A 23,149-nucleotide genomic window follows, 5' to 3' on the forward strand; every position below is an offset into this window, starting at 1 on the left:
CGCGCCCCGAGCGCATCAACATGTTGGCTTGCGTCGATTTGATCTCAGCTTGCGGACGCGGGGCAACCCGAAACAGCTAAAGCGAAGGGCGGAACGCGACAGTCGTCCGCCCTGGCTCCAGCCTCCCCGTACATGAAGCCCGCTTATGCCGACGCAAAAGCGGGCTTTTTTGTTGCTGCCTTATTTAGCCACGGAAGCAGCCACGGAAACCTGGAGACCAGAACCAAACTCGAAGGCGGCGAGGCCTGCATCGCGACGGCTTCAGGCATGGCCGCGATCATGTCGGTCGTGATGTCGACGTTGCAGGCGGGCGATCACCTCGTCAGCTCGCGGGCGCTGTTCGGCTCGACGCTCGGCATGTTCTCGCAGATCTTCAGCAAGTTCGGCATTACGCGAATGCGATGTTCGTCGTCGATAACTGCTTCTGCAGCCCGGCGTTGCAGCAGCCGCTGAAACCGGGCGCGGAAGTCGTCATGTATTCGGCGACCAGGTTCCTCGACGGCCAGGGCCGTGTGCTCGGCGGCGCGCTGGTCGGTTCGAAGAAAATCATCATGGAAAAGGTGTTTCCGTTCGTACGCAGCGCCGGGCCGACGCTGTCCGCGTTCAACGCGTGGGTACTGTTGAAAGGCATGGAAACGTTGTCGCTGCGCGTCGAGAAGCAGTCGGCGAATGCGCTCGAAATCGCGCGCTGGCTCGACTCGCATCCGGCCGTCAATCGCGTGTTCTATCCGGGGCTCGAATTTGCGGTGGGGCTTGAAAACGCGGGCGATATCCGTGCGGATCTGCAATGTGGGCTCGAAAGCTGACAGGCAGGGCAAAACCTGTGCGCGGCATACAGGCTTCAAATGGCCTCAAGGGTCTCAAAGCCCTCCGCGCCACCTCCGCCGCGCTCAGTGCCGCAACGCGCGCCACTGCCCGGGCGCCAGCCCGAAACGCCGCGTGAACGCGTGCGTGTAAGCGCTCTGATCGCCGAAGCCGATCTCGAGCGCGATATCGGTCAACGAAAGACGCGCGTCCGCAAGCAGCGTGATCGACGTGTCGAGCCGCAGCCGCTGCAAATAGCGATGCGGCGTCTCGCCGAACGCATCGATAAACAGTTGATGAAAACGCCGCATGCCGAAACCGCAGTGCGCGGCGAGGTCCGCGATCTTCAGCGGCTCGGACAGATGCGCGCGCAGCCAGCGGTCGATGCGCGCGAAATCGAGACGAACGCCTTCGCTCTGCACACCGGCAAGCGCCCCGGAATCGGCGACAAGCGCGGCGCCCAGGCGTGCCGCAGCATCCCAATGAAAGCGACGGTGACCGAAGGCATTGCCTTGCGCTTCGCCCACGCCGCCCGCAGCATGCGCGGCAATCGCGTGCACGAGCTGTGCGAGCGATGGATCAACGGCCACGGCGCGCGCGCGCTCGAACAACCGCTCGGGCACCGCCAGCGACGCCGCAGGCAAATCGAGCACGAGCTGCCGGTTCGTGCCGACACCCGCATAATCGTGCCGCGCGCCGGCCGGGATCAGCCATGCGGAGCCGGCGTCGATCTGCTCGGCGACGCCGTCAACCGCCATCACCATTGCGCCGTCGAGCCCCAGCACGACCTGGTGGAAGTCGTGCACGTCCGACGCTTCGATCGCGCCATAGCAGCGCAGCGAAACGTTGGGGGCGGTGACGGCGGCGTGGCTCATGACAATACTCAGGCGTGACTCAGACTTCGAGCAGCTCGACTTCGAACACTAGCGTCGCGTTCGGCGGAATCACCCCGCCCGCGCCGCGCACGCCGTAGCCGAGTTGCGGCGGAATGGTCAGCTTGCGCTTGCCGCCGACCTTCATGCCTTGCACGCCTTCGTCCCAGCCCTTGATGACCATGCCGCCGTCCAGCACGAACGCGAACGGGTCATTGCGGTCCTTGCTCGAATCGAACTTCTGGCCGTCGGTCAGCCAGCCCGTGTAATGCACGGTCACGGTCTTGCCGGCGACGGCTTCGGCGCCGGTGCCTTCCACGAGATCTTCGTACTTGAGGCCGGATTCGGTCGTCACAGTCGACATGCGTTGCTCCTCAGATCAAAACGTAAAACCGACATTGTAGGCGCGTTGACGTCGATCGCGGAGTCTGGTCCGGTTCCGCGCATGGCATGCGGATTGCATTCCGCGTCGCGATTCGGCCTCGACTGGTCGGTCCGAACGGGATGCCTATAATGGGGCTTCCCCCCATCATCCAGCATTGCCTGAGAGGACTCGATCGTGACTACGTCACCCAACGGGACTGCTGGCGCCCAGCCGGCGTCGGCCGGCTTCGTCATCACCGAACGCAGCGCGCTGCTGCGCGCGGAAACCGCGTTGTTCATGCGCGATCACGTGCTGTCGCTGGTGTCGCACGACCTGCGCGGTCCGTTGAATGCGATTCATAGCTGGGCGTACGTGCTCGAGCGCAAGCTCGACGCGAACGATCCCAATTCACAGCGCGCGATCACCGGCATTCGCAGCGGCGTCGATCAGCAGGTGAAGCTGCTCGAGACGATCGTCGATGCGACGCGCGCCGAAACGAAATCGCTCGCGCTCACGTATGAACCCTTTCCGCTGCATCCGCTGCTCGACGAAACCGTCGAGGAAGTCCGCGCCGGCCTCGCCCGCGCGCGCGGCGTCGAAGTGCGGCTCGACTCGAAGATCGCCACCGAGCAACTGAACGGCGACCGCGCCCGGCTCGCCGCCGCGGTGTGGCTGATGCTGACGTTCGCCGTCGAAGCGAGCGCGCGGGGCACCGAGGTCGCACTGGCCGCGCGCGCGGACAACGGCACATGGCATGCGAGCGTCACGTACGGGCCGAACGAGGCCGCGTTGAACGACGCCGCGCTTCCGCATGTGCTCGAAGCGTTCGCGCGCAAGCAGGCGGGCGAACCGCGCGAGGCGAAGCGCATCGCGTGGGTGTTCGCGTTGTGCAAACGCGTCGCGGAGGCGCACGGCGGAAGCTTCGAGCAAAGCGATACGACGCAAGCGGACGGCGTCACCGCGACCCCCGCCACGCTCGTGCTGCGCGTGCCGTTCAGCGCGGCGCGGCGCCGAAATGAGCGTCGCGCGCGAATGCGTTGGCGCACAATCAAGATTTCATCGATCTTTCAGCCCCTATACTGACAACTTTTGTTGCCGGAGCCCGCCGCTTTGATCCAGGTTGTCGCTCTTATCGGTGCAATGTTTCTGGTTGCACTCAACGGCTTTTTCGTCGCCGCCGAATTCGGTCTGGTCAAACTGCGGCAGACCCGCGTGCAAAGCCTTGCCACCCAGCATGGCATGCGCGGACGTCTGCTCGCGAAGGTGCACGGACAGCTCGACGCGTATCTGTCGGCGTGTCAGCTCGGCATCACGCTCGCGTCGCTCGGCCTCGGCTGGATCGGCGAACCGGCGTTCGCGCAACTGCTGATGCCGCTTTTCACCGTGATCGGCGTCGAGTCCGAGAAGCTGATGCATGGCATTTCACTGTTCTTCGCGTTTTCGTGTATTTCGTTCCTGCATATCGTGGTCGGCGAACTCGCGCCGAAGTCGCTCGCGATTCGCGAGGCGGAGAAAATTTCGCTGTGGACCGCGACGCCGCTGTACGGTTTCTACTGGGCCATGTACCCGGCCATCTGGCTGCTCAACACGAGCGCGAACGCGGTGCTGAAGGCCGCGGGGCTCGATACCGACCAGGGTCACGACTCGCGTTACTCGACCGAGGAACTCAAGCTGATCCTGCGCGGCCGCCGCGCGAACGTCGCGAGCGAACTCGGTGCGTCGACCGGCGCGTACAGCCAGGACGAATGGAACACGATCGCGCACTCGCTCGACTTCTCGCGAATGACCGTATCGGACCTGATGCGGCCGTCGCATGAAATGGTGTGCCTGCGGCGCGATCTGCCGCTGCGCGACAACATGCAGGTGGTCGCGCGGCACCGCTTCAGCCGCTATCCGCTATTCGAGGATGCATCAGGCGAACGCGTGGCCGGCATGATCCATCTGAAGGACCTGCTGCTCGCGCGCCAGGCGGGCAGCACGCTCGACGACCTGTCGCGCTACGTCCGCCCCGTGCAGTACGTGAAGCCGGACATGCCTGCGCTCGAACTGTTCCGGCGCTTTCGCAAGGGCGCGCCGCACTTCGCGCTGGTCGGCCACAAGAACGCGAAACCGATCGGCTTCCTGACGCTCGACAACCTGCTCGGCGCGCTGGTCGGGCAGATCCACGATGAATTCCGCCAGGGAGACGCCGACTGGACCCGCATGGACGACGGCACGCTGATGGGCAAGGGCAGCTTGCCGGTGGTGTCGCTCGAACGTGCTCTGGGTATCGACATCGAGGAAGGCAAGGCCGAATCGGTGGGCGGGCTCGTGATCCAGGCGCTCAACGATCTGCCGAGCGAAGGGCAGCGCGTCGAGTTCGAAGACTTCGACGTCGTGGTCAAGAAGATGAAGGGACCGCGCATCGTGCTCGTGCGCGTGTATCCGAAGCTGTTCGACGACGAGGGCGGTTGAGGGCCGAGCCAACCCGAAGCCTCAACCCTTTTTAGCCGCCTCAGCTTCGAGGCACCCCATCTTCCACCAACACCGCGACCGGCATCGCGGCGAGCGCGTCGCGCAGATACAGCAGCCCGTGATCGTCGACTTTCGGCGCGGCGGGGCTCAGCCAATCGAACAGCGCACGCGCCGACAGATCGGGCGGCATTTCGATGGCCGTATCCGCCCATTGCGCCGGCTCGACGAGCGGCAGACCAGCATCATCGCCAAGCAGTCGCGCGGCCAACCGGCTGGCAATCACCACGGCCCACGCATTGCCATGCCGCCGCGCGAACGCGATCACACTCGACGCATGCGCGCCGCGCACCGTGAGCGGCAGATACGCGCCCTGACTCAGTAGCTCCGGCAGATGCGCGCGCAACGCCAGCACGCGCTGGATCACCGCGAGCTTTACGCGCCCGTCGCGCCAGTCCGCCAGAAATTCCGACGGCGGCGTTTGCGTCTGCGGCAGCCACGCCTCGCGTTTCGCGAAATCGACGGGCCGCCGATTGTCCGGATCGACGAGGCTGAAGTCCCACAGCTCGGTGCCTTGATAAAGATCTGGGATCCCGGGCGACGCGACACGCAGCACCGTCTGCTGCAGGCTGTTGAGCGCGCCCGCGCGACCAATGCGCTCGACGAACGCCGACAGCTCCTTCAGAAAGGCGTCGCGCCGCTGCGGCGCAAGGATGCCGAACAGGAATTCGCGGCAGCCGGCTTCGTAGGCTTCGTCGGGCGCAAGCCAGCTGGTCTGCAGCTTCGCCTCGCGCAGCGCCTTCAACTGCCATTGCGCGACGCGCTCGGCCAGCTCCTTGACGCCGGCTTCGTCGTCGGCGCGCAGCGGCGGCGGCCAGCAGCCCACCAGCGTTTGATACAGCATCGCCTCGGCGGCGGGGCCGGGAGCCCATGCGTCGCTCTTGTCCTGGCTCACGCTGTTGATCGGCGTGCCGTCGAGCGCTCGACGCTGCGGCGCGTTCAACGTCGACCATGCACGCAACGTCGCGCCCCATTCGTCGGCGATCTCGCTGAGCACCGCGAGCCGCGCGCGCACATCTTCACCGCGCTTGTGATCGTGCGTGGCGGTCGCGAGCATCGCATGAGGAAAACGTTGCGCGCGCTCGAGATTGCCCGCATGAAACTGCTCCACCGACAGCGCGAACTCGCCCGGGTCCGAGCCGACTTCGTTGCGCGACAGCAGACGGCCGTAGCGATAGCACGCGGTGTCCTCGATCGCCTTGGCGGCGAGCGGCGCGGTCAGCTGCGAAAACAGCGTTTGCGCGCTGCGCCGGGACGAGCCCGCATGCGGCGGCGCTCCGCCGCCTTGCGCCTGCTGCTGCGACTGCGCGCCGGGCCGCGCGGGCGGGGCCTCTTCGGCGCTGCCGCCGAGCCACGCATTCACGCGCTCGAGCGCCGCATGGTCCGAGCGCGGCAGCGAAGCGCGCGCGCCCGCGAGCGCCTCCTCGAAATAGACGTTGTCGGCGGCGCTGCGCAGTCCGCCCGGCGGATACATGCGGTACACGGGGAAATGCACGACCAGTTCGGTCAGCACGCGGCGCAGCGCCGGGTACGTGAAGTCGCGCGTGCTCAGCGAATCGCGTGCGATCCGATGCAGCGCGCGCGCCGCGCGGTCCAGTTCCGCGGAGAAGTTTTCCGCGAGAATCTTGCGCCGCGCCGCGTGCGCTTCATCGGCGAAGCGCGCGCTGCGGCCGGTGAGCTCGGCCCACGTACCGGCGAGCGGGTCCGCGCCGGCCGGATCGTGCAGCAGCGCGCCGACGTCGTTCATGAAGTCGTAGCCCGTCGTGCCGTCGACGGGCCAGTCGTCGCGCAACGGCTCGCCACGGCCGAGAATCTTCTCCACCACCACATACGGCGCAGTGTCGCGCAACTCGCTGAGCCGTTGGCGCAAACGCTGGCAGTATTCGCGCGGCTCGGCGAGCCCGTCGATGTGATCGATCCGCAAGCCGTCGACGAGCCCTTCGCGATAGAGGCGAAAGATCAGCGCGTGCACCGCCTCGAACACCTCGGGCCGCTCGACGCGCACGCCGGCGAGCGTCGAGATGTCGAAGAAGCGCCGCCAGTTCACTTCGTCGGAGGCGGTGCGCCACCACGCGAGCCGGAAATGCTGCCGCTCGATCAGCCGATGCAGCCGGTCGCGCGTGACCGGATCCTCAGGCGCGTAAGTCTCCAGCACGAACTCGATCGCCGACTCGCCTTCGCGCGCGACGAACTCGCGCAGCGCGTCACGCGCCTCAGCGGCGCGCGGCTGATCGGCGGGCTGCGTGGTGAGCCCCTGAAAGCGATTCGCGAGCGCGCTCAGATCGGCGCGGTCGGCGCCTTGCAGGATGGCCGCGTAATCGACCGGGCAGATCGGGAACACGTGCGGACCGTAGCCGATATGAAAGCGTCCGCTGTCGGCCGCGAAATGCAGCCCGATGCGGCCCGCCGCCAGTTCTTCGCCGTACGACGCGCCGAGCGTCGGCAGCAGCACCTTGCCGCGCAGCGCGGGATCGGGCGAATGCCAGTCGACGTCGAAATGACGCGCATACGCGCTGTGGCGGCCCCATTCGAGGATGTCGAGCCACCACGCGTTGCTCGACCCGCCGACGCCCATATGATTCGGCACCATGTCGACGATGAGCCCCATGTCGTGCGCGCGCAGCGTGTCGACGAGGTGCTTCAGGCCCGACTCGCCGCCGTATTCGGCACTGACCTCGGTGTAGTCGACGGTGTCGTAGCCGTGCATCGAGCCGGGCTCGGCCGTCGTGATCGGCGACGCGTACAGGTGGCTGATGCCGAGCGCGGCGAAGTAGTCGATGTGCCGCGCGGCGTCGTCGAACGTGAAGCCTCGATGGAACTGGAGGCGCAGTGTGGAGCGTGGAACGGTCATGGCGTGTCAGGCTCCGCGGAAGTGTTGGAGGAACGCGCGGCGGCGCGGCGCGCGCCGTCGACGGCCAGCAGGCGGTCGGTGAACACGGGGTCGTCGAACATCGCGTCGACGGGCAGCGTCATGCGGCGGCGCCAGTTCGGATGTTCGTCGATCGAGCCCGGCAGGTTCGGCTGCTCGTCGAGCGCGAGCAGGTCTTCGAGCGGAAACGTGACGAGCGGCCCGGGTGTCGCGGCGACGAATGCGAGCGCTTCGTCGACCGGCGCGTTGTCGGCGTCCGGCGGCGCGACATCGGGCGCGGCCACGCCCGCTTGCTGGAACGCGCGCCACAAGTCGGCGCGCTGCTGCGCGCGCTCTTCGAGCGCCGCTTCCTCGGGATCGCGCCCGTCGGCGCGCGCCATCGTCTGGCCGATGCGGTTGCGCCACATGATGTCGCTGCCGCGCCACCAGCCGGCGACGGTCGGCAGATCGTGCGTGGTCGTCGTGCCGACCGCGTAGCGGTCCCAATCGGCCGGCGCCTTGAAGCCGTTGCCGTCGGGGGCGCCTTCGAACCACAGCACGCGAATCCCCTCGATGCCGTGCTCGTCGAGCCGCTCCCGAAACCCGGGCGGCACGGTGCCGAGGTCCTCGCCGATCACGATCGCGCGATGCCGCCACGATTCGAGCGCGATCAGCCGCAGCAGGTCTTCGAGCGGATAGCGCAGATACGCGCCATTGCGCGCGCTTTCGCCTTCGGGCACGAGCCACAGACGCCGCAAGCCGAGGATGTGATCGATGCGGATGCCGCCGGCATGCGCGAACGCCGCGCGCAGCATGTCGATGAACGCGGCGAAGCCTTGTGTGCGCATCGCGCGCGGCGAAAAGGTCGTGAGTCCCCACGACTGGCCGGCCTGGTTGAAGAGATCGGGCGGCGCGCCGACCGACACGCCCTGCAGCATGTCGTCGGGATAGGACCATGCATGACTGCCGGCGCTGTCGCAACCAACCGCGAGATCGGCGATCAGGCCGACCGCCATGCCGGCTTCGCGCGCGGTGTGCTGAGCGTGCAACAGCCCGCGCGATGCCAGCCACTGCAGGAACAGATGAAAGTCGACCTCGTCGCGATGCGCGGCGGCGAACGCCTCGACTTCGGGGCTGCGTGGGTCGCGCAACGCATCGGGCCAATTGCGCCAATGGCCGTCGCCGCCTTGCGCGAGCTGCGCGGCCTGCAGCGCTTCGAAGCGCGCATGATCTTCGAGCGCGCGCCCCGCGCGTTCGCAGAAGCCGTGAAATTCGAGCGCGCGCGGCGAGTGCTGCGGGCGCTCGTTGGCGCTGAACTGCTCGTACAGCGCGCGAAAAACCGTGAGCTTCAGCCGGGTCGCGTGCGGCCAATCGATCAGCGGCAGGTCTTCGTATTTGGACCACGCGTTGCCGGCCTGCGCCGATGCGGACGCGGACGCATCGGCGCCGAACACCGCGGCCGGATCGATATGCGTGACGTTGAGCCATAAACGCGACGACGGCGCGTACGGGCTGAAGCGCTCGGGCTGCGCGCTGAACATCGCGTGGGTCGGACTGACGGCGAGCGCGTGCGCGCCGCGCTGCGCGCCGTGCCGCGCAAGCTGCGCGAGCGCCGTGTAATCGCCGATGCCGCCGTCGCCGGTGCGGCGCAAGCCATATAGTTGCGCGGCGATGCCCCACAGTGGCGGCGCGGGCGGCGCGGCTTCGCGTTCGCCTTCTCCGCCGCCGCCGTGCAGCGTGCACCACGCGTCGGCGACGGTATAGCAGCGCGGCGGCGCGACCGCGAGCGTCATGCGCTGGTCGTTGATCACGAGCGTGTGATAGCCGGTTTCGTCGATCGGCGCGAGCAGCGCTTCCTCGCCTTTCGGCGCGGTGAAGCGGCCGTCGATGATCGAGCCGCTCTCCAGCTCGATCCGGTAATGGCTGCCCGACCTGACCGCGGCCGCGGGCAGCGCGATGCCACGCCCGATCACCGCGGTCATCAGCGGCGGTAGCCGGCGGCCCGATAGTTCGGCCTCCAGAGCAGCGGCGCTGTGGCGGATATCCGTGGCGTTGCCGCACGGCAGACCCATGCGTGCGAGCAGCGTGCCAAGTGTCTTTTCGGGCACGTGTTGCGTATTGTGGTGCGCGTCCTGCCACTCCACCTCGAAGCCTGCGCGGGTGGCGAGCGCGGCGAGCCTGTCGTTGGGGCGTCGGGTCGTCACGCGCGCTGCTCCTCGTGCGATGCGATGCGCGCATCGTGGCGGCTCGCGAATTCGTTGATGTCGCCGGTCAGCCACGCAATGCACGCATGCGCGGGCAACACCCGCGCGTCGGCCTGTTCGCGCGCGCGCGGCGGTGTTTCGAAAATGATTTTGCCGTCGGGGATGGCGTCGAACGCGACGTTCTGCTGCGACAGATTCAGCGCGATCGACAGCGTTTCGCCGTCGCCGAGTTTCCAGCGCGCGATCAGCGCGTTCGCGTCGCCGCCACCGGCATCGCGCAGCACGGTCGCGCCGCACGCCTTCGTATGTTTCAGGCGCGGCGTGATCAGCTTCGCGCGCACCGCGAGCGCGGACTTGTAGTAATGCATCCAGTCGAGCCGATCCGGCGTCGGCTGTACATCGGGCGCGGGTGGCGACGAGGCGGCGAAGGTCTGGGCGTCGTTCGGATCGGGAATCTGCGCGCGGCGTTTCTCATCGCTGAACGCGGCAAAGCGGGCGAATTCGCGGCGGCGCCCTTCGCGCACGGCGTCGGCGAGATCGCCGGTGTAATCGGTGAAAAACAGGAACGGTTGCGTCGAACCATGCTCCTCGTCCATGAACAGCAGCGGAATTTGCGGCGACAGCAACAGCAACGCGGTCGCGGCGCGCAGCGCGTCATCCGAGGTCAGCTTGCGCAGACGTTCGCCGAACGCACGGTTGCCAATCTGATCGTGGTTCTGCAAAAACATCACGAACGACGTCGGCGGCAGATGCGCGCTCGCTTCGCCACGCGGCGCACCATCGTGCAGCGGTGACGGCTCGCCCTGATACGCGAAGCCTTCGGCCAGCACTCGCGCGAGCCGGCGAATCGGTTCGTTGGCATACGCGTGGTAATAGCCTTCGGTTTCGCCGGTCAGCAGCACGTGCAGCGTGTTGTGCGCGTCGTCGTTCCATTGCGCGTCGAAATGCGCGTCGAGCAGGCTCGCGCTGTTGTGCTCGTTTTCGATCACCAGATGCACGTGACGGCCCTGCTGCACGCGCGCGCGGATATGGTCCGACAGCTCGCGCAGCCACCCGGGATTCTCGATCGCATGCACCGCATCGAAGCGCAGTCCGTCGAAGCGGTACTCGTTGATCCAGTAGACGGCGTTGTCGGTGAAGAAGTCGCTGACTTCGCTGCGCTCGAAGTCGATCGCCGGGCCCCACGGCGTGTTCACGCCTGCGCGGAAAAACGGCTCCGCGTACGTATGCAGATAGTTGCCGTCCGGTCCGAAGTGGTTGTAGACGACGTCGAGAAACACCATCAGGCCCACACCATGCGCGGCGTCGATCAGCGCCTTCAGTTCTTCGGGGCGGCCGTATGCGGAGTCGGGCGCGTACGGCAACACGCCGTCGTAACCCCAGTTGCGACGACCGGGAAAGTCGTTCAACGGCATCAGTTCGATGGCGGTGACGCCGAGCGCGGCGAGCTCGGGCAGGCGCTTTTGCACGCCCGCATACCCGCCCATCGCACCGACGTGCAATTCGTACAGCACCGTTTCTTCCCAGGGCCGGCCGTGCCATTCGGTGTGTTCCCAATGGTAGGCGCGCGGATCGATGACCTCGCTCGGGCCGTGCACGTCCCGCGGCTGGAACCGCGAGGCCGGATCGGGCACCGCCTGCCCGTCGTCGAGCTGGAACCGATACAGCGTGCCCGCGCCGCTCTCGACGGTGGTCTCGAACCAGCCGTTGCCGGTCGGAGCCATGTCGTGCGCGCCTTGCGCGGGGCCGTTTTCGACGACCACCTGCACGCTGCTGCACGACGGTGCCCAAAAACGGAACCGCGTGCGCGGTCGCGGGCCGCTCGCGCCGATCAACTGCGCGCTGAACGGCAGGCAGTGCGCGTGATGATGCGTGTGAGGATCAATCGGACTTTCAGACATGTCTTCACCATTCGAATCTGCTAACGAGCCTGGACGGCAATGCGACGCAACGCAAGCAGGCATTGCGTTGCAACATTCTTGCCACCCCGGCTGCGGCGCGATTTATCCACGCTCGAACCAGGTCGCCGCAGTGCATCGTTCATTGCGAACCATCGTCGTTTGCGGTCTGCGCGCCCGGATCGGGCGGCAGCGCGGTCAACAGCCGCGGCCCGTGCTGCGCGCCAGCCACCCAGCCGGCTTGCCAATCCGCTTCACCGGTCGGTTGCGCGGCGAGTATCGCGAGGCCGTGCGCGGCGACCTCGAGTTCGGCCGTCGCGAGCCGCTGCGGCGCGCGTTCCGGATCGGCCGTGTCTAACAGCACATGCCATTCCAGGTGCGGCGCGGGAGGCGCGAACTGCAGCGGTGCCTCGTGAGCGTTGAGCATCAGTAACAATACTTCGGTTTCGCCATTCAGGCCCGGACCCGCGCGACGCAACGTGAACGCGCGTCCCTCGGGGTCCTGCCACGCTTCGATCGTCAGCGGATCGCCGTGTTCGTCGAACCAGCCGACGTCGAACAGGCCGGGCAGAACTTCGCGGTCGCCGAACAGAAAGCGCGTTTCACGCAGCAGCGGATGGCGCTTGCGCAACCCGATCACGCGCGCGACGAACTCGGTCATGCGCTGACCTTCCGGCGAATCCGCGAGGTCCCAGTCGATCCAGGATAGGTCGTTATCCTGACAGTACGCATTGTTGTTGCCGCGCTGCGTGCGCAGCGCTTCGTCGCCGGCGAGCAGCATCGGCGTGCCGAGCGCGAGCATCAGTGTCGCGATCAGCGAGCGCGACACCCGACGGCGGGTCGCGAGGATCGCGGGGTCGTCGGTCGCGCCTTCGAGACCCCAATTGCGGCTGCAATTCTCGTTGTGGCCGTCGTTGTTGTCTTCCAGGTTGGCTTCGTTGTGCTTCTGCTCGTACGCGGTGACATCGGCCAAGGTGAAGCCGTCATGCGACGTGACGAAGTTGATCGACGCCCACGGCTTGCGATGCCGCCGGTTGAACAGATCGGCCGAACCGGTCATGCGCGCGGCGAGGTCGGGCCGCAGGCCGGCATCGCCACGCCAGAAACGTCGCACCGTGTCACGGAAACGGTCGTTCCATTCGCTGAATCCCGGCGGATGATTGCCGAGCTGATAGCCGCCAGGGCCGAGATCCCATGGCTCGGAAATCAGCTTGCGTTGTGATAGCACCGGGTCCTGGCGCAACGCGTCGAACAGGCCCGAGCCCGGATCGAAGCCGTGGCTTTCGCGCCCGAGCGTCACGCCGAGATCGAAACGGAAGCCGTCGATATTGAACGCGGTCGACCAGTAGCGCAGTGAATCCATCACCATCTGCAGCACGCGCGGATGCGGCAGATTGACCGTGTTGCCGCAGCCCGTGTCGTTGATATGGTGACGCTCGTCGCCGGGAATCAGCCGGTAATAGCTGGCATTGTCGAGGCCGCGCCATGAAATGGTCGGGCCCATCTCATTGCTTTCGCAAGTGTGGTTGTAGACCACGTCGAGAATCACCTCGATGCCGGCCGCGTGCAGCTGGCGCACGGCGATGCGCATTTCGTCGAGCCGGTGCGTGCTCAGATAGGTCGGCTCCGGCGCGAAGAACGCTGCCGTGTTGTAGCCCCAGTAATTGCGCAGGCCGCGCTCCACGAGGAAGCGGTCGTTCAGAAACGCGTGCACGGGCAGCAGCTCGACCGCGGTCACGCCGAGCTTCAGCAGATGCTCGACGAACTCCGGCGACGCGAGCGCCGCGAACGTGCCGCGTTCATGCTGGCGCAGATCAGAGCGCAGCATCGACGCGCCGCGCAAGTGCGTTTCGTAGATCACGGTCTCGCCCCACGGCACGTCGGGCCGCCTGTCGTGCGACGAGTCGAACGCCTCGTCGATCACGACGCACTTGGGCATCGCGGGCGCGGAATCGCGCCGGTCGATCGAAAGGTCCGCGCGATTCGAATGCACGCGATAGCCGAACAGCGCGTCGGACCAGCGAAACTGCCCGACGAGCTTGCGCGCATACGGGTCGAGCAGCAGCTTGTGCGGATTGAAACGATGCCCGAAATGCGGCTGATACGGCCCATGCGCGCGAAAGCCGTACGCGGTGCCCGGATGCGCGTTCGGCAGATAGCCGTGCCAGATCTCGTCGGTGCATTCGGGCATGGTGAAGCGGCGAATCTCCTTGCGGCCGGTTGAGTCGAACAGGCATAGCTCGATTTTCTGCGCATTGGCCGAGAACACCGCGAAGTTGACGCCCAGCCCATCCCAGTTCGCGCCGAGCGGATACGGCGAGCCGGGCAGCAACCGGTCGGGCAACGCATGCGACATGATTTCCCTTTCCTGTTCTGATTGTCGAGCTGGAGCTCGGGTCTGCCTGGGTCTTCATGCAACGGGCGCGCGGCGGCTGCCTGTGCGCCGCGCGCCCGGGTTACGGCACGTTTCCTCAGTCCGCGCGCAATACGATCGTCGCGAGCGGGGGCAAGGTCAGCGCGGCGGAATGTGGCCTGCCGTGGCTCGATACATGGTCGGAATGAATCAGCCCGTCGTTGCCCATGTTCGAGCCGCCGTACACGCCTGCATCGGTATTGAGCACTTCCACCCAGCGTCCGCCGCGCGGCATGCCGAGCCGATAGCCGAGCCGCGGCACCGGCGTCATGTTGCACACCACGACGAACTCCTGGCCCGCGCCGTCGGTGCGCCGATAGGCGAACACGCTGTTGCCGCTGTCGTCGCCGATCAACCATTCGAAGCCGCCCGGTTCGCTGTCGAGCAGATGCAGCGCGGGCTCGTTGCGATACAGATGGTTCAGGTCGCGCACCAGTAATTGCACGCCGTGGTGGTTCGAATCGTCGAGAAGATGCCAATGCGGCGAGCCGTCATGGTCGAACTCCGCCATCTGGCCGAATTCGCCGCCCATGAACAGCAGCTTCTTGCCTGGGTGCGTCCACATGAAACCGAAGTACGCGCGCAGATTAGCGAAACGCTGCCAGCGGTCGCCGGGCATCTTGCCGAGCAGCGAGCCCTTGCCGTGCACCACCTCGTCGTGCGAAAGCGGCAGCACGAAGTGCTCGGAATATGCGTACACCATGCCGAACGTCATGTTGTGGTGGTGATACTGGCGATACATCGGGTCTTCGTGCATGTAGTGCAGGGTGTCGTGCATCCAGCCCATGTTCCATTTGAAGTCGAAGCCGAGGCCGCCGTCCGCGAGGCGCGCGGTCACGCCCGGCCATGCGGTCGATTCCTCGGCGACCGTGATCGCGCCGGGGGCGCCCGGCACATAGCGGACCTCGTGATTCAACCGCTTCAGGAACGCGATCGATTCGAGATTCTCGCGGCCGCCATAGATGTTCGGCACCCACTCGCCGGCCGCGCGGGAGTAGTCGCGATACAGCATCGACGCGACCGCATCGACGCGCAGGCCGTCGACGTGATAGCGCTTCAACCACGCGAGCCCCGACGCGATCAGGAACGCGCTGACCTCGTTGCGGCCGAGGTTGTAGATCATCGTGTTCCAGTCCTGGTGATAGCCTTCGCGCGGATCGGCATGCTCGTAGAGCGGCGTGCCGTCGAAATCGATCAGGCCATGCGCGTCGTTCGGGAAATGCGCGGGCACCCAGTCGAGAATCACGCCGAGCCCTGCTTCGTGCGCGCGATCGACGAAACGCGCGAACTGCTCGGGCTTGCCGAAGCGCGCGGACGGCGCGAACTGCCCGAGCGGCTGATAGCCCCACGAACCGCCGAACGGATGCTCGGCGATCGGCAGAAATTCGATGTGCGTGAAGCCCATGCTCTTCGCGTAGGGAATCAGCCGCTCGGCGAGCTCTTCCCAGACGAGACCACGCTGGCCTTCCTCGGCGACGCGCAGCCACGACTCCGCGTGCACTTCGTAGATCGTGATCGGCGTGCGCGCGGTCTGCTTGTCGGCGCGCGACTGGATCCACTCGTGATCGCTCCACGGAAACTGCTCGATCTCGTCGACGTGTGCGACGATCGATGCGGTGCCCGGCGGCTTTTCCGTCTGCATCGCGCACGGGTCGGCCTTCAGCGGCAGCGGATGGCCGTCGCGCGACAGCAGCTCGTATTTGTAGCGCGTGCCAGCGCCGACGCGCGGCACGAACAGCTCCCACACGCCCGCCTGGTGACGCAGCCGCATCGGATGGCGGCGGCCGTCCCACGCATTGAAGTCGCCGACCACCGACACGCGCCGCGCATTCGGCGCCCACACCGCAAAGCGCACGCCCGGCACACCGTCGACGTCGACCGGCCGCGCGCCCAGACATTCAAGCACCGCGTACGGATCGCCGCGCGCGAGACGTTCGAGCGGTTCGTCGCCGAGCACCGGAGCAAACGAATAGGTATCCTCCACTTCCTGCACCACACCATGCCAGTCGATGCGCAAGCGATACGGCATCGCCGACGTGATACGTCCCGCGAACAGGCCAGGGCGCAGTTGTTCGAGTTCGCCGAGCGTCGCGCCATCAGCGCGCGAAATTACGGTGACGTGCGCGGCGTTCGGCAGCAGCGCGCGCACGATCGGCCCCGCGTCCGTCTGATGCAGCCCGAGCTGCGAAAACGGATCGGGGTGACGCGCTTCGACGAGCGCGTCGATATCGACGGGTTGAAGGCCTGCGGCCGCATCATGCTCACTCATAGTCGCCCTCGGCCGGGTTAGGTGGCGTGGCCGCGCCAGGCGCCTGGGTTGACGGAACGCTGTGCGGCGGCGCACCGGTGTCGCCGAGCAGACGGCTCACGAGCGCCGCGAGGCCGCGCACCGGCAAGCCGAGCCACGTCGGCCGATTGGCCGCTTCGTAGCGGATTTCGTAGGCGGCCTTCTCGATCAGGAACAGATCGAGCAGCGCCTCTTCGGATTCGGGCGCGACGAGCGGCGTCGGCGACTGCGCGGCGGCCGCGCGATATTCCGCGAGGAACGCGCTGGTCGCGTGCGCGCGGAAGCGCTCGAACAGCGCGCGCTTGCGATCGGCGGTCTGTTGCGGCGCGCTTTCGGTGGTCGATTGCGCGGCCGCGCTCGCATACGAGAGCGAGCGCATCAGACCGGCCACGTCACGCAACGGGCTCGATTTCTGGCGACGCTCGTCGAGCGAACGCGCGGGCTCGCCCTCGAAGTCGATCAGATACGCGTCGCCGTGCGCGACCAGTACCTGGCCGAGATGGAAGTCGCCATGGATGCGGATGCGCAACGCGCCCGCGTCGCCCGGCACCAGCTTGGCGACGGCCTCGACGAGCGCGGCGCGGCGATCGATCAGACTTTGCGCGAGCCCCTTCGTGTCCGCGTCGCTCATGCCCGCGATGCGCGTCGCGAGCAGATCGAGCGCGGCCGCGAGCATCGTCTGCGTCGCGTCGACCCACGCCTTCACCTGGTCGGCGTTGGCCGGTTCCGGCGCGAACGCGGGGTCGTCGCTCGGCGTGGCGAGCGCGACGTGCAACTCGCCGAGCCGGCGGCCGATGATGCCCGCGAGTTCGCCGTAACCGTCCAGCAGAATCGACTCGTTCGTGCGATCGGGTACGCTCTGCGTTTCGGTGTCGATCGCGATCGCGAGTTCGTCGACCGAGCGGCGCAGATAATCCAGCGACCAGTTCCACGCATCGCCCTGATTGTCGATAAAGCCCTGCAGGATCGCGAGCGTATGCGGCACGCCCTCGGGATCGACGCGCACCACTTCGCCATACAGCGGCGCGGTGTTTGCATAGCCGAGCTGCGTCAGATAGCGGCTGATTTCCGCTTCCGGATGGATGCCGCTGACGAGTCGCCGCACCAGCTTCAGCACCGCGGCATCGGCGACGATCAGCGAGCTGTTGCTCTGTTCGGCCGCGAGCCAGCGAATCTCGGGCCGCTCGCCGAGAGCGTCGAGTTCGGCGAAGCGCTCGGTCGGCAGGAACTTGATCTCGCTCTTTTGCACGGTCGGCACGACCGCGCGCTCGCGCAGCTTGCGCAGCACGTTGTGCGCGAAGATCGGCAGCGAGAACGCGTCGGTCAGATGGCCGACGGTGCGGCCGCGCCGCACGCGCGCAAGCGCCAATTGCAGGAACAGCGGCGTGGTGGTTTCGCCGCCCCATGTGAGCGCGATCGGTACCACGTAGCGTTCGGTGTGGTTGCCGACGTCCACTTCGATTTCGGTGAACGCGAAGCCGCCGTTCGGGATCGTGGTCAGCGCGGCGAGCCGCACCGCGTGCATCTTCTGATCTTTCGACGCGAACCAGCGGCGCCGGCTCAGCCACGACGGCAGCACTTCGGATTCGAGCAGCCGCACGTTTTCGGGAGTCGGCCCGGTCTGCCCCTCGCGGATCACGATCGTGACGAACTCGGGCAGCGGCACGGAATGCGCCTGCGCCCATGTCGGACGCCCGCCGCCTTCGCACAGCATGAACCACAGAAAGCCGTAGGGCGGGAACGTCAGCAGATAGGTCAGCTGACCGATCGCGGGGAACACCGAATCGGCGGTCATCTCGATCGGCACGAAGCCGTTGAATTCTGACAGCTCGAGCTCGACCGCCTGCGGCGCGCGCGACAGATTCGCGACGCACAGGATCGGCGCCTCGCCGGGCATCTCGCGCAGATACGCGAGAATTTTGCGGTTTTCCGGCTTCAAAAAGCGGATCGTGCCGCGTCCGAAGGTCTGCTTCGCGCGCCGCGTCGCAAGCATGCGGCGGGTCCAGTTCAGCAGCGAATGCGGGTCGCGGCTCTGCGCTTCGACGTTGACCGCGTCGAAGCCGTACAGCGTACCCATCACGGGCGGCAGCACCAGTTGCTCAGGGTCGGCGCGCGAGAAGCCGCCGTTGCGATCCGACGACCACTGCATCGGCGTGCGCACGCCGTCGCGGTCGCCGAGGTGGATGTTGTCGCCCATGCCGAGTTCGTCGCCGTAATAGATGACCGGCGTGCCGGGCATCGACAGCAGCAGCGAGTTGATAAGCTCGATGCGGCGGCGGTCGCGCTCCATCAGCGGCGCGAGACGGCGGCGAATGCCGAGATTCAAACGTGCGCGGCGATCGCTCGCATAGGTGTTCCACAAATAGTCACGCTCGGAATCGGTGACCATTTCGAGCGTCAGCTCGTCGTGATTGCGCAGGAAGATCGCCCACTGGTTCGATTCGGGGAGTTCCGGTGTCTGCTTCATGATGTCGGTGATCGGGAAGCGGTCTTCGCTCGCGATCGACATGTAGATGCGCGGCATCAGCGGGAAGTGGAACGCCATATGGCATTCGTCTTCGTTGCCGAAATACTCCTTCACGTCCTCGGGCCACTGGTTCGCCTCGGCGAGCAGCATCCGGTTCGGGTACTCGGCGTCGATGGTCGCGCGAATCCTCTTCAGGATCTCGTGCGTCTCAGGCAGGTTCTCGTTGTTGGTGCCTTCACGTTCGACGAGGTATGGCACCGCATCGAGCCGCAGCCCGTCGATGCCCATGTCGAGCCAGAAACGCATCACCTGCAGCACCTCTTTCAACACCGCCGGATTGTCGAAGTTCAGATCGGGCTGGTGCGAGTAGAAGCGGTGCCAGTAGTACGCGCCCGCAACCGGATCGTGCGTCCAGTTCGACGGCTCCGAGTCGATGAAGATGATGCGAGTCTCCGGGTACTTCTGGTCGGTATCGGACCACACGTAGTAGTTGCGATAGTTCGAGCCGGGCTTCGCGCGCCGCGCGCGCTGGAACCACGGGTGCTGATCCGACGTGTGGTTGATGACGAGCTCGGTGATCACGCGGATGCCGCGCGCGTGCGCTTCCTGGATGAAGCGCCGCACGTCCGCGAGCTGACCGTAGTCGGGATGCACGTTGCGGTAGTCGGCGATGTCGTAGCCGTCGTCACGGCGTGGCGACGGATAGAACGGCAGCAGCCAGATCGCGTTGACGCCGAGCTCGGCGATGTAGTCGAGCTTGGCCATCAGACCGGGGAAATCGCCGACGCCGTCGTTGTTCCCATCGAAGAACGACTTGATGTGCACCTGATAGATGATCGCGTCCTTGTACCACAGCGGATCGTCGCTGAGGGCCGCGGGTTTGCCGCGGCGGCGCGTGCGTACCTTCGCCGCGGTGCCTACGGCCACGGCCGTTTGCGCCTCGTGCGCGGTTTGGGCTGGATCGTCGCGCTTCATGTTCCACCTTCCATCCAGGTTGGGTTGACAGCGTCTGCGTGAGGAGCGCTGTCGGGATCGTGGTCGCTGTCCTCGGGGCGATCGGCGGGCAGGCCGCCTAGCGGCGCGATGCGCCAGATCGAGAACGGTTGGCCCGAGCCGAGCCGCACGTGTTGCCAGCGTCCGTGCCATTCGAAGCGTGCGCCGGTCATCTGGTCGATCACTTCGAGCGTGGCGTGATCGTGTAGATGCCAGCGCTGGAACGTGTCCCACGACAACTCGATGTCCGCGCCCTGTTCGTTGAACGGATCGAGATTGATCGCGACGACGATCACGTTGTCGCGCGATTCGGTCGCTTTCTCGAAGCACAGGATGTGGTCGTTGTGCGCGGCGAGGAACGTGAGACCGAGATGCGTTTGCAGCGCCGGATTCGCGCGACGGATGCGGTTCAGTGCGGTGATCTCGCCGACGATATTGCCGGGCCGGTGCCAGTCCCACGCCCGCAACTGATACTTTTCGGAGTCCAGATACTCTTCGCTGTTCGGCAGCGCGGTGGCCTCGCACAGTTCGAAGCCGCTATACACGCCCCACAGGCCGGCCAGTGTCGCGGCCAGCGCCGCGCGGATCAGAAAGCCCGTGCGTCCCTGCGATTGCAGATGGCGCGGGTTGATGTCCGGCGTATTGACGAAGAAGTTCGGCCGATAGAAATCGCGCGCGCCGGTCTGCGTGAGTTCGCCCATGTACTCGGTGAAATCGCGCTTCGACTCGCGCCACGTGAAGTACGTGTACGACTGCGAGAAGCCGATCTTGCCGAGTCGGTTCATCATGCGCGGCCGCGTGAAGGCTTCGGCGAGAAAGATCGTGTCGGGGTGGCGCGCACGCACGTCGGCGATCATCCATTCCCAGAACGGCAGCGGCTTGGTGTGCGGATTGTCGACGCGGAAGATGCGCACGCCCGCGTCGACCCAGAACAGGATCACGTCGCGCAATGCGAGCCACAGGCCGGGCTTGGCGTCGTGCGCGTAGAAGTCCGGGTTGACGATGTCCTGATACTTCTTCGGCGGATTTTCGGCGTAGCGCAGCGTGCCGTCGGGGCGCCACGCGAACCACGTCGGATGCTCCTTCAGCCACGGGTGATCGGGCGAGCACTGGATCGCGAAGTCGAGCGCGATCTCGAGGCCATGCGCATGCGCGGCGGCGAGCATCGCCTTGAAATCGTCGAGCGTGCCGAGTTGCGGATGCACGGCGGTGTGACCGCCCTCGGCGGCGCCGATCGCATAGGGACTGCCCACATCGCCCGGCTGGGTGGTCAGCGTGTTGTTGCGGCCCTTGCGGTTCGCGAGGCCGATCGGGTGGATCGGCGGGAAGTACAGCACGTCGAAGCCCATGTCGCGGATGCGCGGCAGCTTCGCGCTCACGTCCGCGAACGTGCCGTGGCGCGACTCGTCGTCGCTCATCGAGCGCGGGAAGATCTCGTACCAGCTCGCGAAACAGGCGGCCGTGCGTTCCGCGTCGATCTTGTAGATCACGGGGTCGCGGCTCAGAAACGGGCGATGGCGCGCGGCGGTCATTGCCTTCGCTGTGGCGGGCGCGAGAATCACTGCGAGCTTCTGTTCGGCGTCGGCCTTCTGGAAGTCGCGCACGATGTGTTCGAGCGGCTCCTTGTCGGCGCCTTCGGTCGTCTCGACTTCGGCGAGCACGAGCGCGAACAGATGCGCGGCTTCGTCGAGTTCTATCTCGACGGTCTGGTTCGCCTTCAGCTTCTTCTGGATGTGCTCGACGAGCGACGCGAAGTCGTCGCGCCACGCGATCACGGTGAACTCGTAGCGGCCGATCCGCTCGAGCGGAATGCGCGCGCTCCACAAGTCGAGCCCGGCCGGCGGCGCGGGCGACATCAGTTCTTCGTGCCACGCGGTTTCGTCGGCCGCGCGCCACAGCACGGCAGCCGCAATCTTGTCGTGACCTTCGGCGAAGATCGCCGCGCGAATTTCCGCGCGCTCGCCGACGCTGCGCTTGGCCGCGAAGCGACCGTTTTCCACGGACGGCGACACGCTCTCGATCGCGACGCGCGGCGCTTCGATCGCGTCGAGCACTGTCTTGCGGCCGCTGCGCTTGCTGTTCGCCTTGTCGATCGGCGGCGCGAGGCAGATCGGCTGCTCCGCGAACGCGCGCAGCAGCCGCACCGCACCGGGCGCGAGCGCGAACGGCGCGAGTGCCGCGGGTTCGGTTCGGCCGCGCGCGTCGAGCGGCGCGAAGCGCGTAAAGCTGCCCGGCACGCCCGCGAGGAAGCGCGCGGGATCGACGCGCACTGGCGCGCCGAGTTCGGGATTCACGACGATCAGGACTGCTTCGCTGGCGTCGCGCAGATCGGCTGCGTCGCCGCGCAGCAGAACCGCGGCCGATGCGCCGGGGCCGCTCAATGGGCGCAATTCACCGTTCGCGTGCAGCGTCGGCGTGTTGCGCGCGAAGTCGTTGGCCTGGGTGACGGCGGCGCTCAGATCGAAGCGGCGCGACTGCGCGGCGCGGGCGAACTGCGCGGCGTCGCCGCGCGTTTGCGACATCGGTTCGGCGATGCCGTATTCGAAGCCCATCGGCATCATCCAGCCGCTGCCCAATGCAACCGACGTGAACAACGCGCGTCGATACGCCCGCTCAACGATCGCCGCATCATGGACGTCGCTCAGCTCGGCGGCGAGGCGGGTACCGTACGGCGCTTCGGGAAAGGCGATCGGCGCACCAACGCGCGCGAGCGCCGCATGCTCCTCGGCCATCCAGCTCGAACGGAAATCCCACCAGCGCACCGACGAAAACGCGCTGTCGAAGCCGGCTGCTTCGAGACCGGGCAGATCGCCGCGCGACAGGCCCGGCGTTGCCGCGAGAAAGCGCACGCGCGGATGCTTCGCGCGCACTTCATCGCCGAGGTGCCGCCATACGGCAGCCGGCACGCGATGCGGCGAATCGAAACGGAAGCCGCCGACACCCGCCTCGGCGAGCGCGAGCAGTTGCTGGGTCCACCAGACGCTCAGCGAGGCACTCGTCGCGGGGTCGTCGAAATTCGCGTAGGCAACGTTGTCTTCGCAATGCACGTGGCGCGGATCGAGCCGTGCGAGCTCGGACTCACGCGCGTGAAACCAGTCCGAATGCTCGCTGTACAGCACGCCGTCGGCGGCCATGCGGTCGATCACGAGATCGACCAGCAGCGTCAGGTTGTTGCGGCGCGCGGCATCGGCGAGCATGCGCACGGCGTCGTGCACCGAATCCTGCGCCTCGAACACGGGATTCAGCCGAGCGTGATTGCCGACCACCTGGCCATGGCCGGCCTGGCCGGGCTCGAACAGCCCGCCGATCAACGCATGATCGAAGCCGAGCCCGGCCGCATGAGCGAACTGCGCGGGCCAGGCATCGAGGGGCCCGACGAGAAGAGAATGAAAAAAGTAAATCCGCGGCGCGTACCCGTTTGGAGATTCCATCGGTCGTTTCCAGAGTTGTCCTGCTGCGGTGTGGATGCACTTGGCATGCGATCACAG

11 protein-coding genes and 1 pseudogene are annotated in these 23,149 nt (G+C 66.5%); 3 read left to right on the forward strand and 9 right to left on the reverse strand.

Annotated features, from left to right (window positions below; translation table 11 throughout):
• Nucleotides 1-279: 279 nt before the first annotated feature.
• Nucleotides 280-806, forward strand: a pseudogene (locus OKW29_RS18210) (PLP-dependent transferase).
• A gap of 84 nt (nucleotides 807-890) precedes the next feature.
• On the opposite strand, the gene OKW29_RS18215 reads toward OKW29_RS18210, so the two are convergent.
• Together OKW29_RS18215 and OKW29_RS18220 are read right to left on the reverse strand one after the other, a co-directional pair.
• Nucleotides 891-1,679, reverse strand: coding sequence for an AraC family transcriptional regulator (locus OKW29_RS18215; protein ID WP_090808320.1), 789 nt, complete (start codon nucleotides 1,677-1,679; stop codon nucleotides 891-893).
• Nucleotides 1,680-1,698: 19 nt separating this feature from the next.
• On the reverse strand, nucleotides 1,699-2,040 hold the full coding sequence (locus tag OKW29_RS18220) for an FKBP-type peptidyl-prolyl cis-trans isomerase (protein WP_090808322.1): 342 nt from the start codon (nucleotides 2,038-2,040) through the stop codon (nucleotides 1,699-1,701).
• Between the two features lie 195 nt (nucleotides 2,041-2,235).
• Between OKW29_RS18220 and OKW29_RS18225 the strand changes: the two genes are divergently transcribed.
• Both OKW29_RS18225 and OKW29_RS18230 read left to right on the forward strand, forming a co-directional pair.
• Nucleotides 2,236-3,123: a sensor histidine kinase gene (locus OKW29_RS18225; RefSeq protein WP_429291994.1), complete on the forward strand. Its 888-nt coding sequence runs from the start codon at nucleotides 2,236-2,238 to the stop codon at nucleotides 3,121-3,123.
• 27 nt (nucleotides 3,124-3,150) lie between these two features.
• Nucleotides 3,151-4,494 (forward strand): hemolysin family protein, encoded by a 1,344-nt coding sequence (locus OKW29_RS18230; protein ID WP_184036049.1) that lies wholly within the window; start codon nucleotides 3,151-3,153, stop codon nucleotides 4,492-4,494.
• A 40-nt stretch (nucleotides 4,495-4,534) separates the two neighbouring features.
• Here the strand turns inward: OKW29_RS18230 and treY are convergent, their stop codons facing one another.
• The 7 genes from treY to OKW29_RS18265 form a co-directional block, all read right to left on the reverse strand.
• Nucleotides 4,535-7,402, reverse strand: a complete 2,868-nt coding sequence (gene treY / locus OKW29_RS18235) for a malto-oligosyltrehalose synthase (protein WP_429291995.1) — start codon at nucleotides 7,400-7,402, stop codon at nucleotides 4,535-4,537.
• Nucleotides 7,399-9,603: a 4-alpha-glucanotransferase gene (malQ, locus tag OKW29_RS18240; protein WP_429291996.1), complete on the reverse strand. Its 2,205-nt coding sequence runs from the start codon at nucleotides 9,601-9,603 to the stop codon at nucleotides 7,399-7,401. The genes treY and malQ overlap by 4 nt, the downstream gene beginning before the upstream one ends.
• The gene (gene treZ / locus OKW29_RS18245) at nucleotides 9,600-11,504 is read right to left on the reverse strand and encodes a malto-oligosyltrehalose trehalohydrolase (RefSeq protein WP_429291997.1); all 1,905 of its coding nucleotides are present in this window, start codon (nucleotides 11,502-11,504) and stop codon (nucleotides 9,600-9,602) included. Before treZ ends, malQ begins: the two co-directional genes overlap by 4 nt.
• Nucleotides 11,505-11,643: 139 nt before the next feature.
• Nucleotides 11,644-13,857, reverse strand: a complete 2,214-nt coding sequence (gene glgX / locus OKW29_RS18250; protein ID WP_429291998.1) for a glycogen debranching protein GlgX — start codon at nucleotides 13,855-13,857, stop codon at nucleotides 11,644-11,646.
• 115 nt (nucleotides 13,858-13,972) lie between these two features.
• Entirely contained in the window at nucleotides 13,973-16,183 is a 2,211-nt protein-coding gene (glgB, locus tag OKW29_RS18255) for a 1,4-alpha-glucan branching protein GlgB (protein ID WP_429291999.1), read from the reverse strand.
• Nucleotides 16,176-19,643, reverse strand: a complete 3,468-nt coding sequence (gene treS, locus OKW29_RS18260; protein WP_184072208.1) for a maltose alpha-D-glucosyltransferase — start codon at nucleotides 19,641-19,643, stop codon at nucleotides 16,176-16,178. Before treS ends, glgB begins: the two co-directional genes overlap by 8 nt.
• On the reverse strand, nucleotides 19,640-23,092 hold the full coding sequence (locus tag OKW29_RS18265) for a maltotransferase domain-containing protein (RefSeq protein WP_429292000.1): 3,453 nt from the start codon (nucleotides 23,090-23,092) through the stop codon (nucleotides 19,640-19,642). The genes treS and OKW29_RS18265 overlap by 4 nt, the downstream gene beginning before the upstream one ends.
• Nucleotides 23,093-23,149: the final 57 nt, after the last annotated feature.

The sequence above is a fragment of the Paraburkholderia sp. CI3 genome (genome assembly GCF_050436505.1).
GTDB classification, from domain to species: Bacteria; Pseudomonadota; Gammaproteobacteria; order Burkholderiales; family Burkholderiaceae; genus Paraburkholderia; species Paraburkholderia tuberum.

What these genes read in the sequence shown, in the direction of transcription:
- treZ (WP_429291997.1), bottom strand. Translation starts at nt 11,504, where the DNA reads ATGTCTGAAAGTCCGATTGATCCTCACACGCATCATCACGCGCACTGC.
- glgB (WP_429291999.1), bottom strand. Translation starts at nt 16,183, where the DNA reads ATGAGTGAGCATGATGCGGCCGCAGGCCTTCAACCCGTCGATATCGAC.
- treS (WP_184072208.1), bottom strand. Translation starts at nt 19,643, where the DNA reads ATGAAGCGCGACGATCCAGCCCAAACCGCGCACGAGGCGCAAACGGCC.
- glgX (WP_429291998.1), bottom strand. Translation starts at nt 13,857, where the DNA reads ATGTCGCATGCGTTGCCCGACCGGTTGCTGCCCGGCTCGCCGTATCCG.
- OKW29_RS18265 (WP_429292000.1), bottom strand. Translation starts at nt 23,092, where the DNA reads ATGGAATCTCCAAACGGGTACGCGCCGCGGATTTACTTTTTTCATTCT.
- treY (WP_429291995.1), bottom strand. Translation starts at nt 7,402, where the DNA reads ATGACCGTTCCACGCTCCACACTGCGCCTCCAGTTCCATCGAGGCTTC.
- OKW29_RS18215 (WP_090808320.1), bottom strand. Translation starts at nt 1,679, where the DNA reads ATGAGCCACGCCGCCGTCACCGCCCCCAACGTTTCGCTGCGCTGCTAT.
- OKW29_RS18220 (WP_090808322.1), bottom strand. Translation starts at nt 2,040, where the DNA reads ATGTCGACTGTGACGACCGAATCCGGCCTCAAGTACGAAGATCTCGTG.